The 14,022-nt window shown below is 64.9% G+C and carries 14 protein-coding genes and 1 pseudogene; 6 read left to right on the forward strand and 9 right to left on the reverse strand.

The window, feature by feature from the left end; translation table 11 throughout:
- Positions 1-37: 37 nt before the first annotated feature.
- Positions 38-652, reverse strand: coding sequence for a hypothetical protein (locus tag NLM33_RS09705; protein WP_254095848.1), 615 nt, complete (start codon positions 650-652; stop codon positions 38-40).
- A 394-nt stretch (positions 653-1,046) separates the two neighbouring features.
- On the opposite strand from NLM33_RS09705, the gene NLM33_RS09710 reads away from it, so the two are divergent.
- Positions 1,047-1,706, forward strand: a complete 660-nt coding sequence (locus NLM33_RS09710; protein WP_254095849.1) for a peroxiredoxin — start codon at positions 1,047-1,049, stop codon at positions 1,704-1,706.
- Positions 1,707-1,844: 138 nt separating this feature from the next.
- Here the strand turns inward: NLM33_RS09710 and NLM33_RS09715 are convergent, their stop codons facing one another.
- Together NLM33_RS09715 and NLM33_RS09720 are read right to left on the reverse strand one after the other, a co-directional pair.
- Entirely contained in the window at positions 1,845-2,240 is a 396-nt protein-coding gene (locus NLM33_RS09715) for a DUF2177 family protein (protein ID WP_254095850.1), read from the reverse strand.
- Between the two features lie 81 nt (positions 2,241-2,321).
- On the reverse strand, positions 2,322-4,058 hold the full coding sequence (locus tag NLM33_RS09720; RefSeq protein ID WP_254095851.1) for a methyl-accepting chemotaxis protein: 1,737 nt from the start codon (positions 4,056-4,058) through the stop codon (positions 2,322-2,324).
- A 118-nt stretch (positions 4,059-4,176) separates the two neighbouring features.
- Here NLM33_RS09720 and NLM33_RS09725 point away from each other — a divergent pair, with 118 nt between their 5' ends.
- Together NLM33_RS09725 and NLM33_RS09730 are read left to right on the forward strand one after the other, a co-directional pair.
- Complete coding sequence (locus NLM33_RS09725) at positions 4,177-5,616, forward strand: deoxyribodipyrimidine photo-lyase (RefSeq protein WP_254095852.1); 1,440 nt, start codon at positions 4,177-4,179, stop codon at positions 5,614-5,616.
- Positions 5,617-5,682: 66 nt separating this feature from the next.
- The gene (locus NLM33_RS09730) at positions 5,683-5,979 is read left to right on the forward strand and encodes a hypothetical protein (RefSeq protein ID WP_254095853.1); all 297 of its coding nucleotides are present in this window, start codon (positions 5,683-5,685) and stop codon (positions 5,977-5,979) included.
- 218 nt (positions 5,980-6,197) lie between these two features.
- On the opposite strand, the gene NLM33_RS09735 is transcribed toward NLM33_RS09730, so the two are convergent.
- Together NLM33_RS09735 and NLM33_RS09740 are read right to left on the reverse strand one after the other, a co-directional pair.
- Positions 6,198-7,070: a DMT family transporter gene (locus NLM33_RS09735; RefSeq protein WP_254095854.1), complete on the reverse strand. Its 873-nt coding sequence runs from the start codon at positions 7,068-7,070 to the stop codon at positions 6,198-6,200.
- A gap of 119 nt (positions 7,071-7,189) precedes the next feature.
- Positions 7,190-7,636, reverse strand: coding sequence for a hypothetical protein (locus NLM33_RS09740; protein WP_254095855.1), 447 nt, complete (start codon positions 7,634-7,636; stop codon positions 7,190-7,192).
- Between the two features lie 287 nt (positions 7,637-7,923).
- On the opposite strand from NLM33_RS09740, the pseudogene NLM33_RS09745 reads away from it, so the two are divergent.
- A pseudogene (locus NLM33_RS09745) lies at positions 7,924-8,185 on the forward strand (hypothetical protein).
- An 89-nt stretch (positions 8,186-8,274) separates the two neighbouring features.
- On the opposite strand, the gene NLM33_RS09750 reads toward NLM33_RS09745, so the two are convergent.
- Positions 8,275-8,685 (reverse strand): DUF3775 domain-containing protein, encoded by a 411-nt coding sequence (locus NLM33_RS09750; protein ID WP_254095856.1) that lies wholly within the window; start codon positions 8,683-8,685, stop codon positions 8,275-8,277.
- Between the two features lie 242 nt (positions 8,686-8,927).
- On the opposite strand from NLM33_RS09750, the gene NLM33_RS09755 reads away from it, so the two are divergent.
- Together NLM33_RS09755 and NLM33_RS09760 are read left to right on the forward strand one after the other, a co-directional pair.
- Positions 8,928-9,182 (forward strand): hypothetical protein, encoded by a 255-nt coding sequence (locus NLM33_RS09755; protein ID WP_254095857.1) that lies wholly within the window; start codon positions 8,928-8,930, stop codon positions 9,180-9,182.
- Between the two features lie 115 nt (positions 9,183-9,297).
- Positions 9,298-9,471, forward strand: coding sequence for a hypothetical protein (locus tag NLM33_RS09760; protein WP_254095858.1), 174 nt, complete (start codon positions 9,298-9,300; stop codon positions 9,469-9,471).
- Between the two features lie 21 nt (positions 9,472-9,492).
- Here NLM33_RS09760 and hutU read toward each other — a convergent pair whose 3' ends face one another.
- Genes hutU through hutI form a run of 3 tightly spaced genes read right to left on the reverse strand, consistent with a single transcriptional unit; the run spans position 9,493 to position 13,945 of the window.
- Complete coding sequence (gene hutU / locus NLM33_RS09765; protein ID WP_254095859.1) at positions 9,493-11,163, reverse strand: urocanate hydratase; 1,671 nt, start codon at positions 11,161-11,163, stop codon at positions 9,493-9,495.
- Complete coding sequence (gene hutH / locus NLM33_RS09770) at positions 11,160-12,734, reverse strand: histidine ammonia-lyase (RefSeq protein WP_254095860.1); 1,575 nt, start codon at positions 12,732-12,734, stop codon at positions 11,160-11,162. Before hutH ends, hutU begins: the two co-directional genes overlap by 4 nt.
- Positions 12,731-13,945, reverse strand: coding sequence for an imidazolonepropionase (gene hutI, locus NLM33_RS09775; protein WP_254095861.1), 1,215 nt, complete (start codon positions 13,943-13,945; stop codon positions 12,731-12,733). Before hutI ends, hutH begins: the two co-directional genes overlap by 4 nt.
- Between the last annotated feature and the right edge of the window lie 77 nt (positions 13,946-14,022).

Genomic DNA, 14,022 nt, shown 5'->3' on the forward strand with positions numbered 1-14,022 from the left:
CCGCCGTCCCGAAAGGCGCATCATGAGATGCGCGACATTACATGCCAATGTCGAACACGTTCGGCAATTGGCCCGCCAGCGGCAGCGCGGTGGCGCCCAGGAAGGTCGCCACCATCGCCATCAGGCGACGGTTGCCCTGGCGCTTGCCGCGCATCTGGCCGGCAATCCATTCCAGCATCTCGGTCTTGACCTTCGAGGCATAGGCCGGCGCCCAGCTTTCGATGTCCGTCTCGGGCGACAACGCGACGCTGCGCGGCGGCACCGGCAGGCCGGAGGCGCTCGCGGCGTGATGCGCGACGGCCTTCGCCAGGAGGTCGTCGAACCGGCCAGCATCGGTGCGCTCGGTCGCAGCCTCGTTGATCTCGAACAGCGCCTCGGCTTCGGCGCGGCTGACGGGCTGGTCGTTGACGGCGACGGCAGTCAGGATGCGCGCGCACCAGGCGGCGTCATCGGCATCGAGCGAGCGGGAGAAATGCACCCGACCCTTGGTGGTAGGCCCTTCGCCTGTGATCACACCGTCGCGCACGATGCTGAGTGCATGGGCCGCGGTATCACGGCAGGACGGTTCGAGGGACGGCGAGTCAACGGACTTGGCAGAGACGGACTTGGACTCAGGGGACTTGGACTCAAGGGACTTGGCAGCGGCAGACATAGTTCACTTCCAGACTTCTTCCAGATTTCTTCTGATCGACCAGCATTTTCATGCGGGCCTAAACGAGTGGTTAACGATTCGATATGGGGATCGCGACTTTTATAGATGGCTGCCGATTGGTCGCTGTCAGGACCATTTTGGTTCCATCAAACCGTCGGGCGGGCGTGATGCGGGTCATAAAAGGCATTATCGGGGCAATCCAGCCCTTTCCCGCCGGCGGAGATATTTCGCCGCAGCAGCGCATGCGGCAAGAAGGTGCTAGAAGATTGGCGTCTTGAGAGAATGATTTCACATTTTACTTGAACGGGTTCACTTCGGACCTTGCCGGGCCTATACTCAGCCCGACACCTCTAAACAGAATTTGTCATTAACTTCAATGAGATGAGGTAGAACCATGCCGCTTCCAATTGGCACGACCGCCCCCGACTTCGAAGCCGAAACCACCGAGGGGAAAATTAAATTCCACGACTGGATTGGCGACAGCTGGACCCTTCTGTTCTCGCATCCCAAGGATTTTACTCCGGTCTGCACCACCGAGCTCGGCGCCCTCGCCAAGCTGAAGCCCGAATTCGACAAGCGCGGCGTCAAGCTGATGGGCCTCTCCGTCGATCCGGTCGACCGCCACACCAAGTGGTCGGAAGACATCAAGGAGACGCAAGGCGCCGCGCCGAACTATCCGATGATCGGCGACACCGACTTCAACGTCTCGAAACTCTACGAGATGCTGCCGGCCTCGACCTCGGGCGATCCCCTCACCCGGACTCCGGCCGACAACCAGACGGTCCGCAATGTCTTCGTCATCGGCCCGGACAAGAAGATCAAGCTGGTGATGGTCTATCCGATGACCACCGGTCGCAACTTCCAGGAGATTTTGCGCTCCATCGACTCGCTGCAGATGACGGCAAAGCATCGCGTCGCGACGCCGGCCGATTGGAAGCAGGGCGAGGACGTGATCATCGCGGGCTCGGTGTCCAACGACGAGGCCAAGACGATCTGGCCGCAGGGCTGGAAGGAGCCAAAGCCCTACATCCGGATCGTGCCGCAGCCGAAGTGACGGTTGGCGGTTGCGACAGCAACCGATGACCGTGATCCCGGGATGGCGCGTCAGCGCGAACCCCAATGCGCAAATGCGCATTGGGGGATCTCGAGATTCCGGGTTCGGTGCTGAGCACCGCCCCGGAATGACGAAGGATCAGCTCGTCACCCAATCCGCCACCAGGAGACCCGCGGTCGATGCGACCGCGGTCACCACTGCACCCCAGCCGATGTCGACGAGGGCGACCGGCCAGCTCCAAGCCTTGAGCAGCGCCAGCGCCGTCAGGTCGAAGGTGGCGTAGCAGAACAGCCCGAACAGCGCGCCGTAGAGCAGCGTCGACTGCCAGGCCGCATCCTTCGATCCGCTGACGAAGATCAGCACGCCGACGACGTAGAGAAGGTAGAACAGCGCCGCCGGCACCGGCTTCAGCTCGCCCAGCATGTCGCCGACCTCGGCGACGAAGAAGCCCTTCGCGATCAGGCCCAGGAACAGGAAATCCAGGCCCATCAGGACGACCAGCGTCGCAACGTACAGAACCATCGTGCGGTTCACGGCAGCCTCCCCGTCCGGACAGCCACATGATGCCGCAAGCTACGACGTGGCGAGCCGGATGGTTTCAGCCCGCTGCGCCGATCAAGCCGCGCGCACGCGGTCGAGGAATTTCTCGACCTCGGCCTTCAGATTGAGACTCTCGCCCGACAGCGCCTGAGCCGAGGCGAACATCCGGCTCGAGGTCTCGCCGGTCTCGTTCGCGCCCTTGGCCGCATGACGGACATTGGCGGCGACATCCGCCGTGCCGCTTGCCGCAGCACGAACACTGCCGGCGATGTTGTGGGTGGCACTCTTCTGCTGCTCGACCGCCGCAGAGATCGACGTGGCGATGCCGCTGATGCGCTCGATGGTCTGGCCGATCGCCTTGATGGCGGCGACCGACTCTTCGGTCGCAAGCTGCATGCTGGCGATCTGGCTGGAGATCTCATCGGTCGCCTTGGCGGTCTGGCCGGCGAGCGTCTTGACCTCCTGCGCCACCACCGCAAAGCCGCGCCCCGCGTCGCCTGCGCGCGCGGCTTCGATGGTAGCGTTGAGGGCCAGCAGATTGGTCTGCTCGGCGATCGAGGTGATCAGCTTGACGACGTCGCCGATGCGGGCGCCGGCTTCCGAAAGCTGCGCGATGCGCTGGTCGGTGGCCTCGGCCTGCTGCACCGCCTCGGCGGAGATCTCGTTCGATTCCTGCACCCTGCGGGTGATCTCGCTGATCGACTTGGAGAGCTCGTCGGAGGCCGCAGCCGCCGACTTCACGTGGTCGGAGGCGGTTTCGGAAGCACCCGCGGACTGTGCCGACAGGTCGGCGGTCGAACGCGCGGTGTCGGTCAGTTGCCGCGCCACGCGCTCGAACTCGCTCGAGGAGTCCAGCACGTTGTTGAGGATGCCGCCGACGCTGCCACGGAACTCGTCGACGAAGTTGCGCAGCTCGGACTTGCGCTGCTCGGCGGCAGCCGCCGTCGTCGCAGCCTGCTCGCTGCGCAGGCGTGCCCGCTCCAGCGAATTGCTCTTGAACACGGCGACCGTGCGCGCGATCTCGCCGATCTCGTCCGCCCGGTCCTCGCAATCGATGGTGATGTCGTTCTGGCCGTTGGCCAGCGCCGTCAGCGAGTTCGTCACCGAGCTCAGCGGCTTGGTCACGGGGCGCACGACCAACATGGTCAGAGCGAGCACCAGCAGCGCTGCGATGCCGGCGGCAATTGCCATGTTGCGGATCGCCTCCGCCATCATGCTCTCGAACTGCGCCATGGGAATGCCGACATAGAGGATGCCGACGACCTTGCCGGCCGTATCCGCGACCGGGAAATAGGCGGTCATGAAGGACTTGCCGAACAGCGTCGCCGGCCCCTTGTAGGCCTCGCCCTTGCGCAGGGGGCCCTGGCCGGGGTGATCGGCGGCAAGCTGGGTGCCGACGGCACGGTCGCCGTTCTCCTTCTTCACATTGGTCGAGCGGCGGACGAACTGCCCACTGGCGTCATCGAACACGAACAGCGTGGCATTGCCGCCGACATAGGACACGGCGCGATCGACGATCGCGTGGTCCTTGAAGTCGGGCATTTTGGGGATCTCGGCGCGGACGACCATGCCGTCCTTCATCGTGATCCTGGCGTCGGGAACGATCTCGGCGAAGGCGAGCGCCAGCGTGCGCAGATTGACCTCGATGTCGCGCAACGCGCGATCGTTGAACTCCGACGTGAGAGACCAATAGCCCGCACCGACCACGAGTGCCGTATTCACCGCAATCAGGAGCACCGCGCACAGCACCGCCTTGGTGCCGAGCTTGAACCTGACCTGCGGCAGGAACTTCCCAGTCGAAGAATTGGACATCAAACTCCCCCGAAAAAACGCCGTATATTTGAGGAACCGGCTTACGATCGCATTAACGGTGGTTCGCAACTGCGGCCGGCGGCATGCTTTCCAAAAGGTAAACGAGGATCATTCCCGCATGCCAAGCCCACCGCCGATCATCGTCTGGTTCCGCGATGACCTGCGACTCTCCGACCACCCGGCCCTCCACGCCGCCGCGCGCACTGGCGCACCGGTGATCTGCCTCTATGTCCTCGACGACACCGCCGGACGGCCGCTCGGTGCCGCCGCGCGCTGGTGGCTGGCGCAGTCGCTGCGGTCGCTTGCCGCAGACCTCGCCGCGATCGGCGGCGCGCTCACGCTACGCAGGGGGCCGGCGGTCAAGGTGATCCCCGAGGTGGCACGCGAGAGCGGTGCGGTCACGGTCTATTGGAACGAGATCGCGCAGGTGCCGCATCAAGCGCTTGAGACAAAACTGAAGGGGAGCCTTGCAAAGCTCGGCGTGGACTCAAAAAGCTTCCCCGGCGACCTCCTGGCCTCGCCGGGCACAATCCGCAACAAGGAGGGCCGCGGCTTGCGCGTGTTCACGCCATTCTGGCGGCGCGTGCTTGCGCTGGGCGATCCGCCAAAACCTCTACCCGCACCGACAGCGCTGCGGGTGGGTCCAGCGCTTGCGAGCGATGCCCTCGAAAGCTACGGGCTCGAACCGACGCGGCCCGATTGGGCCGGCGGCTTGCGCGAGAGCTGGCAGCCCGGCGAGAGCAAGGCGCGCGTCCTGCTGCGCGATTTCCTCAAGGCCACCGCGCGCAGCTATGCCGGCGAGCGTGACCGGCCCGACCTGCCAGGCACCTCCAGGCTGTCACCGCATCTGCGCTTCGGCGAGATCAGCCCGCGCCAGCTCTGGCACGCCGCGCGCTTCGCCGCCGCTGAGGACCCCACGCTCGCGAGCGGCGTCGAGAAATTCCTCAGCGAGCTCGGCTGGCGCGAGTTCTGCCGTCACCTCCTGTTCGACCATCCCGATCTCGCGACGGAGAACCTGCAACCAGGGTTCGATGCCTTCCCGTGGAAGCATGATGAGACCGCGCTTGCCGCCTGGCAGCGCGGCCAAACCGGTTATCCGATCGTCGATGCCGGCCTGCGCGAGCTCTGGCACACCGGCGTGATGCACAACCGGGTGCGGATGGTCACGGCCTCCTTCCTGGTCAAGCATCTCCTGGTCGACTGGCGACGGGGCGAAGACTGGTTCTGGGACACGCTGGTCGATGCCGACCCCGGCAGCAACCCCGCCAACTGGCAATGGGTGGCCGGCTGCGGCGCCGATGCCGCACCTTATTTCCGTGTCTTCAACCCGGTGCTCCAGGGCGAGAAGTTCGATCCTGATGGCACCTATGTGCGGCGCTGGGTGCCCGAACTGAAGCATCTGCCGGCGAAGCTGATCCATCAACCCTGGAACGCGACACCGATCGAGCTTGTAAGCGCAGGCGTCGAACTCGGCCACGGCTATCCGCGTCCGATCGTCGAGCATGCCAAGGGACGCGAGCGCGCGCTCGCAGCTTACGCGAAGATCCGCAGAAGTTGAGCGTTGCTTTGACAGGTTGTCGAATCCCGCTATCGTCGTGGCTCCGTTCAAACCTTGGGGGACGATATGAACGACGACACACCCGTCATTGAGCCGGCGATCGAAGCGATGCCCGTCGCCGAGCCGCCCAAAGAGGCTGCAAAGCCAGCGCCGAAGAAGGCCCGGAAAGCCGCCAAGAAGGTCGCAAAGAAAGTAGCGCCGAAGAAGAAGGCAGCAAAGAAGGCCAAGAAGGCTTCCAAGAAGGCGGCCAAGAAGACGGCCAAGAAGAAAGCCGCGAAGAACGCTCCCAAGAAGGCCGTGAAGAAGGCCGCGAAGAAAGCCACCAAGAAAGCCACGAAGAAAAAGAAGAAAGCCAAGCGCTGATCGCGGACCCGAGACCAGGCCTCCGGGTGCCCGGCATCCGGCGGCTCTGCACGCGCTTCTTGCCCGCCGCGCCGAAGTCCGCCCGCGCGGTTAGAGCATGATCCGGAAAAGTGTGAAGCGGTTTTCCCTCGCGACAAACGCGGAACGCGTTTGCGCGGAGATCATGCGCAAACAACAACCTAAAGCGCGATGACGATTCATCCCAATCTCATCGCGCTTTAGAAGCGCCTGTTGACGAGGAATACTGCCGCCGCGCAGATCGCCATGCCGGCCACCGCCACCGCATCAAGCCTTTCGCCGAACAGCAGATAGGCCATCAGCGCCGTGACCGCCGGGACGAGATAGAAAAGACTCGCAACCGCGGTCGCGGCCGAATGGCGGATCAGCCAATACAGCAGGCCGATCGATCCGATCGAGAGCGCCACCGCGAGCCAGGCCAGCCCCAGCACGAACTCCCGCGTCCAGTGCACCACGCGGTCCTCGAAGGCGAAGGCGCCGGCCGCAAAGAACAGCGTCACTGCGACATATTGCACGAGATTGCCGGCGCGCCAGTCGATGTGGTTGCAGTAGCGGCGCTGGTAGAGCGTGCCGAGCGTGATGCTGATCAGCGAGACCACCGAGGCGAGCCATCCGAGGCCCGCCTCCCCCGTCATCGGACGATTGTGCAGGATCAGCACCACGCCACCGAGACCGAGCAAGAGCCCGCCCCATTGCAGCGGCGTCACCCGCTCGCCGAGCCAGCGATTGGCAATGGTCGAGGTCAGGATCGGCTGGAGGCCCGGGATGAGCGCGGAGAGACCGGCTGGAATCGAATGCGCGATCGCAATCGCGGTGCCGCCGAGATAGAAGCCGTGGACGAGAATGCCCGCGACCGCGCTGTGGGCGATTCCGGCCCCATCCGGCCATTTGGGACGTGCAATTGCCACGATGATCGCCATCAACCCGACCACGATCGCCATGCGGATGGCGAGGTAGGTCAAGGGATCGGCGTTGTTGACGACGGATTTGGTGGCGATGAACCCGGTGCTCCACAGCACGACGAAGAGGACCGGCGCCGCGCGTGCGGCCCAAGTTTCTTGATTATGATTCATTGCCGCTCTGATTGCCCGATGACAGGCAGCGCCGCAATGCGAATTTGGGCGGGTCTGATGCTGCGCTGCACGAGAGAGCTGCAGGCTGCATCGAGGACGACGTCAGCTGGGCCGGCCGCTCACCACTCGTCGGGACAGGGATCGACGATCTTCCAGAGATCGGCGCCGTTCTTGATCTTCTTCATCTCGGGGGTGAGCCCACCATTGCGCTGGATCCAGTCCTTCACCGTGTCCGGGTAATAGGACATCAGGTCGGACGTGCCCGCGGCGCTGGTCACCTTGATGCCGAAGGTGAATGCCTTGTCGTAATAGGCCTGATGGAAGCCGAGGCTGGCGCGCGGTGTCACGCAGATCTTGTTCATGGGCACGATGCCCAGGACCAAGGTGCAGGCCGAATTGCAGATGCCGTCGATGATGACCCGCTCGCCCTTTTCGCGGATACGCTTGTACTTGGCCTTGTATTCCTCGACGTAGCCGCCGTGGTCGCGCGTGATGTGCAAATCCGCGCGCGCAGGCGCTGCGGCGACGCAGAACAGCAACAGCAGGCAGGTGGGCGTGATGCGCATTGCGGAGTAACGGCTGAAGCCTGGTTTGAAGTGAGCCGACCTCAAAGAGACCCCAAGGGGCCGGCCACCGGACGCGAACGAACTCTTGGCCAAACTGTGTTGGGAATTCGTTAAGCATCCGGAAAAGGCCAAAAATGGGCAGACCTTGGGGCTCGCCGGCTTTCCCGGGCGCACCAAGGCGTGAATCTGTGGAATTTCACCCGGTCTATGGCCGCAAAGCGGGTGCCCTACGGGTCGCAAATCGCTATAAGATCGTTGTCGGTTAGGTCGGCTTCCGGAGAATCAAGATGAGCAAGTTGAAGTGCCTTGCGGCGGTCGCCGCCCTGTCGGTGGTGACGCTCGCCCCGAGCCTGTCCGAGGCGCGGGTCCATCACCGGTACCACCGCTACTACACCAATCCGCTGCCCTACCCGATCAGCTACATCCACAATTACGGGTCCGGGGGTCACGCCCGGCAGCTTCGCCTATTACGACGGACCGACCAACAGCTGCTACCAGAGCTCGGCCGCCTATATCGGTCAGGATAGGCGCCGGCACCCCTGCTTCTGAGCGACGCCGACGCGCAGCCGGCGGCAACTCCAGGATTGGCGCGGGCGCCGCGAAAGGCTAGCCCGCGCTAATCTGTGCAGTCCGGCCGGTCAGAGATGCCCTTCGAACTCCTCGAAGGACTTGCCGAACTGCGTCATCGCCTCCTCAAGATAGTCCGCGAGCATCGGTGTCGCGATCAGGTAGGAGGCGGTACGATTGTTGTGTGCTTGCGCGGCCTGGGCCTGCAGCTCGCGCCAGCTCGAGAGGTCGCCGTCGCCGCGGCCGAGCCACGTCAGCGCCACGAGATCGATCTGCTCGTCGACATTGAGGTCGCGGATGAAGCCGGCCAGCTCCGCGCGGTCGGTCGCCTCTCCCCGGCCGCCGCGGCCATAGCTCATGTCGTCGTCGCCGCTGTCCAGGATGACGCCGCCACCGTCCGCCCCGCTGTCGGACTGGCGCGACTTCGCGATGATGAAGAAGACCTTCTCGGGCGAGATCGAGAGGCTGGGAATGGTCCGCATGGTGGTGCACCTTCTTGAGGGACCGGCGCGTCGCCGCTCCCACGAGATGCAGACTAGAGGCGCCGGAGCGCGCGCGAATTGCGCAAGATCAAGGATCAAAGCGGCGCCGCACGGGCGCCGATGTCCCGGCTCCATGACCGTCCGGATGAAGATTCATTCATCTGCATTACATTTCGGCCCCGCCACAATTTGATCAGAACCTGTTCGATATCTTGGGGCCGGTAAGCAAAGGAAGACACATCATGAAGTTTGGAATTGGCCTCGTTGCCGCGTCATTGTTCGCCGCAGTCGCGGCATCGCCGGCAGCGGCCATGCCAGTGGCGCCTGCTCCGCAGGTGACCCCAGATGCCGAGCAGGTTCGCTTGGTCTGCGACGCCTGGGGGCGTTGCTGGCGGCAGCCGAGCTACTATTATGGCTACGGCGCACCCTATTACGGACCCAGATATTATGGGCCGGGCTACTACGGCCCGCGCCATTATGGCTGGCGCCGTTGGTGATCTTGAGGGGCCCTTCGGGGCCCCTTCGCATTTGCGGATGTTGCCGTGGAGCTGGGACGATTCTAAAACTGATCTATATCAAGGACGAAATGAGCCATCCATCCATGCTGTCTCGATGGCCGATTTGATCGTTTTTCGTTGCCCTCAGACGGGCATGAATGTGCAAACTCATTTGGAAAAGCAGCAGGGCGCCGAGGGGCGGAGTTTTGAGGCCTTCACCTGCCCCGCCTGCGCGCGCGTCCATTTCATCGATCTGGTATCCGGACAGCCGATCAGCCGGAAGCGCTGAGCAGCCCAATCTCATCGCGCTTTAGCCTGCGAGGCTCGGCAGATCGAGGCCGTTTGCGCGGGCGCAGTCGATCGCCGTTTCGTAGCCTGCATCGGCGTGACGCATGACACCGCTCGCCGGATCATTCCACAGCACGCGTTCGAGGCGGCGACCGGCTTCCGCCGTGCCATCGGCAACGATCACCATGCCGGCATGCTGCGAATAACCGATGCCGACGCCGCCGCCATGATGCAGCGACACCCAGGTGGCTCCGCTGGCGCAATTGAGCAGCGCATTGAGCAGCGGCCAGTCCGACACCGCGTCCGAACCGTCGCGCATCGCCTCGGTCTCGCGGTTCGGGCTTGCTACCGAGCCGCTATCGAGATGGTCGCGGCCGATCACGATCGGTGCTTTCACTTCGCCACGCGCCACCATCTCGTTGAAGGCGAGCCCAAGCCGATGCCGATCGCCGAGGCCGACCCAGCAGATCCGCGCCGGCAACCCTTGGAACTTGATGCGCGCCTTCGCCATGTCGAGCCAGTTGTGCAGGTGCTTGTCGTGCGGCATCAGCTCCTTCACGCGAGCGTCGGTGCGGAAGATATCCTCGGGATCGCCCGACAACGCGGCCCAGCGGAACGGCCCGACGCCGCGGCAGAACAGGGGACGGATATAGGCCGGCACGAAGCCCGGGAAATCGAACGCATTGTTCAGCCCCATGTCCTTCGCCATCTGGCGGATGTTGTTGCCGTAGTCGAGCGTCGGAATGCCCTGCGCGTGGAAATCCAGCATCGCCTTGACGTGGTCGACCATGGAGGACTTTGCCGCGAGCTCCACAGCCTTGGGATCGTCCTTGCGCCTGGCTTCCCACTCCGCAAGCGTCCATCCCTTCGGCAAGTACCCGTTGATCGGATCATGGGCGCTGGTCTGGTCGGTGACGATGTCGGGCTTGACGCCGCGGCGCACGAGTTCGGGGAAGATGTCGGCGGCGTTGCCGAGCAGGCCGACCGAGACCGGCTTTTTGGTTTGCCCAGCCTCCGCCATGATTGCGAGCGCATCATCCAGCGAGCCCGCCTGACGATCGAGATAGCCGGTACGCAGGCGCATCTCGATGCGGCTCGGCTGGCACTCGATCGCGAGCAGCGAAGCACCGGCCATCGTCGCCGCCAGCGGCTGCGCGCCGCCCATGCCGCCGAGGCCGGCGGTCAGAATCCACTTGCCTGCAAGGCTGCCGCCGTAATGGCGCCGCCCGACCTCGACGAAGGTCTCGTAGGTCCCCTGCACGATGCCCTGGCTACCGATATAGATCCAGGAGCCGGCCGTCATCTGGCCGAACATCATCAGGCCGGCCTTGTCGAGCGCATTGAAGTGATCGAGCGTCGCCCAGTGCGGCACGAGATTGGAGTTCGCGATCAGCACCCGCGGCGCATCGGCATGGGTGCGGAAGATACCGACCGGCTTGCCCGACTGAACGAGCAATGTCTGGTCGCCCTCGAGCTTGCGCAGCGAGGTAACGATCCGGTCAAAGCTCTCCCAGTCACGCGCCGCGCGGCCGATCCCGCCATAGACGACGAGCTCGCCCGGCCGCTCGGCCACGTCAGGATCGAGATTGTTCATGAGCATACGGAGCGGCGCCTCCGTCAGCCAGCTCTTGGCGCTGATATCGGAGCCGCGGGGGGCGCGGATCGTCCGTTCGTTGTCCAGTCGGCGGTTCATGAGGTGACCTCTGAGGCAAGCAATGGAAACGGATCTTTCGCGAGCGACGCGCTCGCAATGCGCGGCAACGCGTCGGCCTCGACCATCGCCTTGGCTTTGGCGAGGTCGTCGGCCATGTAGCGGTCGGGCCCGAGCGCCGGCACCTCCTCGCGCAACGCGGCGATGACGGCCCCAAGCGCGGGGCTGGTCAGGTGCGGCAGGCGCAACGTGATGCCCTGCGCAGCGACCAGCAGCTCGATGCCGAGAATGGAGGCGAGATTATCCGCCATGTCGGAGAGCCGCCGTGCGGCGTGCGCGGCCATCGACACGTGGTCTTCCTGGTTGGCGCTGGTCGGCGTCGAATCGATCGAGCATGGCGCGGCGCGCTGCTTGTTCTCGGCGTAGAGCGCGGCCGCGGTGACCTCGGCGATCATGAAGCCGGAGTTGAGGCCGGGATCGGGCGTGAGAAACGGCGGCAGGCCGAAATTCAGCGCGGGATCGACCAGCGTTGCGATGCGCCGTTCGCTGATGGCGCCGATTTCGGATAGCGCGAGCGCGATTCCGTCGGCGGCAAAGGCGACCGGCTCAGCGTGGAAATTGCCGCCCGACACGATCTCGCCGGTCTCGACCAGCACCAGCGGATTGTCCGTGACGGAATTGGCCTCGATCATCAAGGTACGTGCCGCCTGCGCCAGCACATCGAGCGCGGCACCGGCGACCTGCGGCTGGCAGCGCAGGCAATAGGGATCCTGAACCCGCTCGTCGCCCTCAAGATGCGACTGACGGATGTCGCTGCCGTCGAGCAAGGCTGTCAGCGTCGCGCCGGCGGCGATTTGTCCGGGATGGCCGCGCAGCGCGTGGATCTCGGAACGAAACGGCACCGTCGAGGCCATCGCCGCATCGACGGACAGCGCGCCCGTCACCAACGACGCGCAGGCCAGCCCATGCGCGCGCAACAGGCCGGAGATCGCATAGGCCGTGGAGAACTGCGTGCCGTTGATGAGTGCGAGGCCTTCCTTGGGACCAAGCGTCAATGGCGCGAGAGCGGCGCGGGCCAGGGCCTCGCGGCCCGGCATGGTCGTTCCGCCAACCAGCGCCTGCCCCTCACCGATCATCACCGCGGCCATGTGCGCGAGCGGCGCCAGATCGCCGGACGCGCCGACCGAGCCCTGCTGCGGCACCAGCGGGCAGATACCGCGGGCCAGCATCGCTTCGAGCTGCGCGATGACCTCCCGCCTCACCCCCGACGCGCCGCGTCCCAACGAGATGATCTTCAGCGCCATCATCAGCCGCACGACCGACTCCGGCGTCGGCGATCCGACGCCACAGCAATGCGACACGATCAGATTGTGCTGAAGCGTTGCCGTCTGGTCGGGCGAGATACGCTTCGAGGCAAGCTTTCCGAACCCGGTATTGATGCCGTAGGCCGGTGCGGGTGCCTGCGCGGCCGCGGCCACGATCGCCGAGGCCGCGTCGACCGTCGGCCAGAACGAAGGATCGAGCACCACGCTCGCGCCCGCCAGCACTTGCGCGAGATCGCCGAGGCTGACGCGGCCGGGTGTGACAACGATCTGTGTCGCCGCGCCGCTCATTGGCCTCCCCAGACACGTCGATGCAACGGATTGTAGCCGATCCGGTAGACGAGCTCGGCCGGCCGCTCGACATCCCAGATCGCGAGGTCGCACCATTTGCCGGCCTCTAACGTGCCGATCTCGGCAAGCATGCCCAGCGCGCGCGCCCCCTCACGCGTCACGCCGGCGAGGCATTCGACGACCGTCATCCGGAACAACGTCGCGCCCATATTCATCGTGAGCAGAAGCGAGGTGAGCGGCGAGCTGCCGGGATTGCAGTCGGTTGCGAGCGCGATCCTGACGCCATGCTTGCGGAACAGCTCGAGCGGCGGCTTCCGCGTTTCGCGGATGAAATAGAAGGCGCCGGGCAGCAGAACCGCCACCGTCCCCGCCCGGGCCATCGCCACGGCACCGGCCTCATCGGTGTGCTCGAGATGATCCGCGGACAGCGCCGAGAATTTCGCGGCGAGCCCCGCACCGCCGAGATTGGACAGTTGATCGGCGTGCAGCTTCACCGGCAGGCCGAGCGCCCTCGCCGCCGCGAAGACACGCGCCGTTTGCTCTGCCGAGAACGCGATGCCTTCCATGAACGCATCGACGGCGTCGGCAAGCCCTGCCTGCGCCACCGCAGGCAGCATCTCGCGACACACCAGATCGATGTAGCGGTCCTTGTCGCCGCCGGCTTCGACGGGAAGCGCGTGCGCGCCGAGGAAACTCGTGCGGATCGCAACCGGCCGGACGCGCGCGAGCGCACGCGCGGCACCGAGCTGCCGCAGCTCGGTGTCGGTATCGAGGCCATAGCCGGACTTGATCTCCAGCGTGGTCACGCCCTCGCCGAGCAGCGCGTCGAGCCTCGGCAGTGCGCTTTCGATCAGAGCAGCCTCGCTCGCGGCCCGCGTTGCCGCAACCGTCGAGACGATCCCGCCGCCGGCGCGCGCGATCTCCTCGTAGCTCGCTCCCTTAAGTCGCAGTTCGAATTCGTGCGCGCGGTTGCCGCCATAGACCAGATGCGTGTGGCAGTCGACGAAGCCGGGCGTGATCCACCGCCCCGCGCAATCGATCCACTCTGCCGCGTCGGCATCCGCCGGAAAATCGGAGTGTGCGCCTGCAAAGACGATGCGGCCGTCGCGCGCCGCGACCACGCCGTGCGCGGTCTCGCCGAGATCGGGCAGATCGTCTCGCATCGTGGCGAGGCGGGCATTGTGCCAGATCCGATCGAAGCGCTCTGCCATGCAGGTAATCCTTCGCTGCCGGACGCTTGACTTATATGTCTAGACATATAATCGTGGCGCGGTTCTGTCCAGCCGGC

Source organism: Bradyrhizobium sp. CCGUVB1N3 (assembly GCF_024199925.1).
Lineage (GTDB): Bacteria > Pseudomonadota > Alphaproteobacteria > Rhizobiales > Xanthobacteraceae > Bradyrhizobium.

Excerpts from the sequence above, each read along its gene's own strand:
- NLM33_RS09730 (WP_254095853.1), top strand. The coding sequence starts at position 5,683 with ATGAACGACGACACACCCGTCATTGAGCCGGCGATCGAAGCGATGCCC.
- NLM33_RS09725 (WP_254095852.1), top strand. The coding sequence starts at position 4,177 with ATGCCAAGCCCACCGCCGATCATCGTCTGGTTCCGCGATGACCTGCGA.
- hutI (WP_254095861.1), bottom strand. The coding sequence starts at position 13,945 with ATGGCAGAGCGCTTCGATCGGATCTGGCACAATGCCCGCCTCGCCACG.
- NLM33_RS09760 (WP_254095858.1), top strand. The coding sequence starts at position 9,298 with ATGGCCGATTTGATCGTTTTTCGTTGCCCTCAGACGGGCATGAATGTG.
- NLM33_RS09740 (WP_254095855.1), bottom strand. The coding sequence starts at position 7,636 with ATGCGCATCACGCCCACCTGCCTGCTGTTGCTGTTCTGCGTCGCCGCA.
- NLM33_RS09710 (WP_254095849.1), top strand. The coding sequence starts at position 1,047 with ATGCCGCTTCCAATTGGCACGACCGCCCCCGACTTCGAAGCCGAAACC.
- NLM33_RS09720 (WP_254095851.1), bottom strand. The coding sequence starts at position 4,058 with ATGTCCAATTCTTCGACTGGGAAGTTCCTGCCGCAGGTCAGGTTCAAG.
- hutH (WP_254095860.1), bottom strand. The coding sequence starts at position 12,734 with ATGAGCGGCGCGGCGACACAGATCGTTGTCACACCCGGCCGCGTCAGC.
- NLM33_RS09735 (WP_254095854.1), bottom strand. The coding sequence starts at position 7,070 with ATGAATCATAATCAAGAAACTTGGGCCGCACGCGCGGCGCCGGTCCTC.
- NLM33_RS09755 (WP_254095857.1), top strand. The coding sequence starts at position 8,928 with ATGAAGTTTGGAATTGGCCTCGTTGCCGCGTCATTGTTCGCCGCAGTC.
- NLM33_RS09705 (WP_254095848.1), bottom strand. The coding sequence starts at position 652 with ATGTCTGCCGCTGCCAAGTCCCTTGAGTCCAAGTCCCCTGAGTCCAAG.
- hutU (WP_254095859.1), bottom strand. The coding sequence starts at position 11,163 with ATGAACCGCCGACTGGACAACGAACGGACGATCCGCGCCCCCCGCGGC.
- NLM33_RS09750 (WP_254095856.1), bottom strand. The coding sequence starts at position 8,685 with ATGCGGACCATTCCCAGCCTCTCGATCTCGCCCGAGAAGGTCTTCTTC.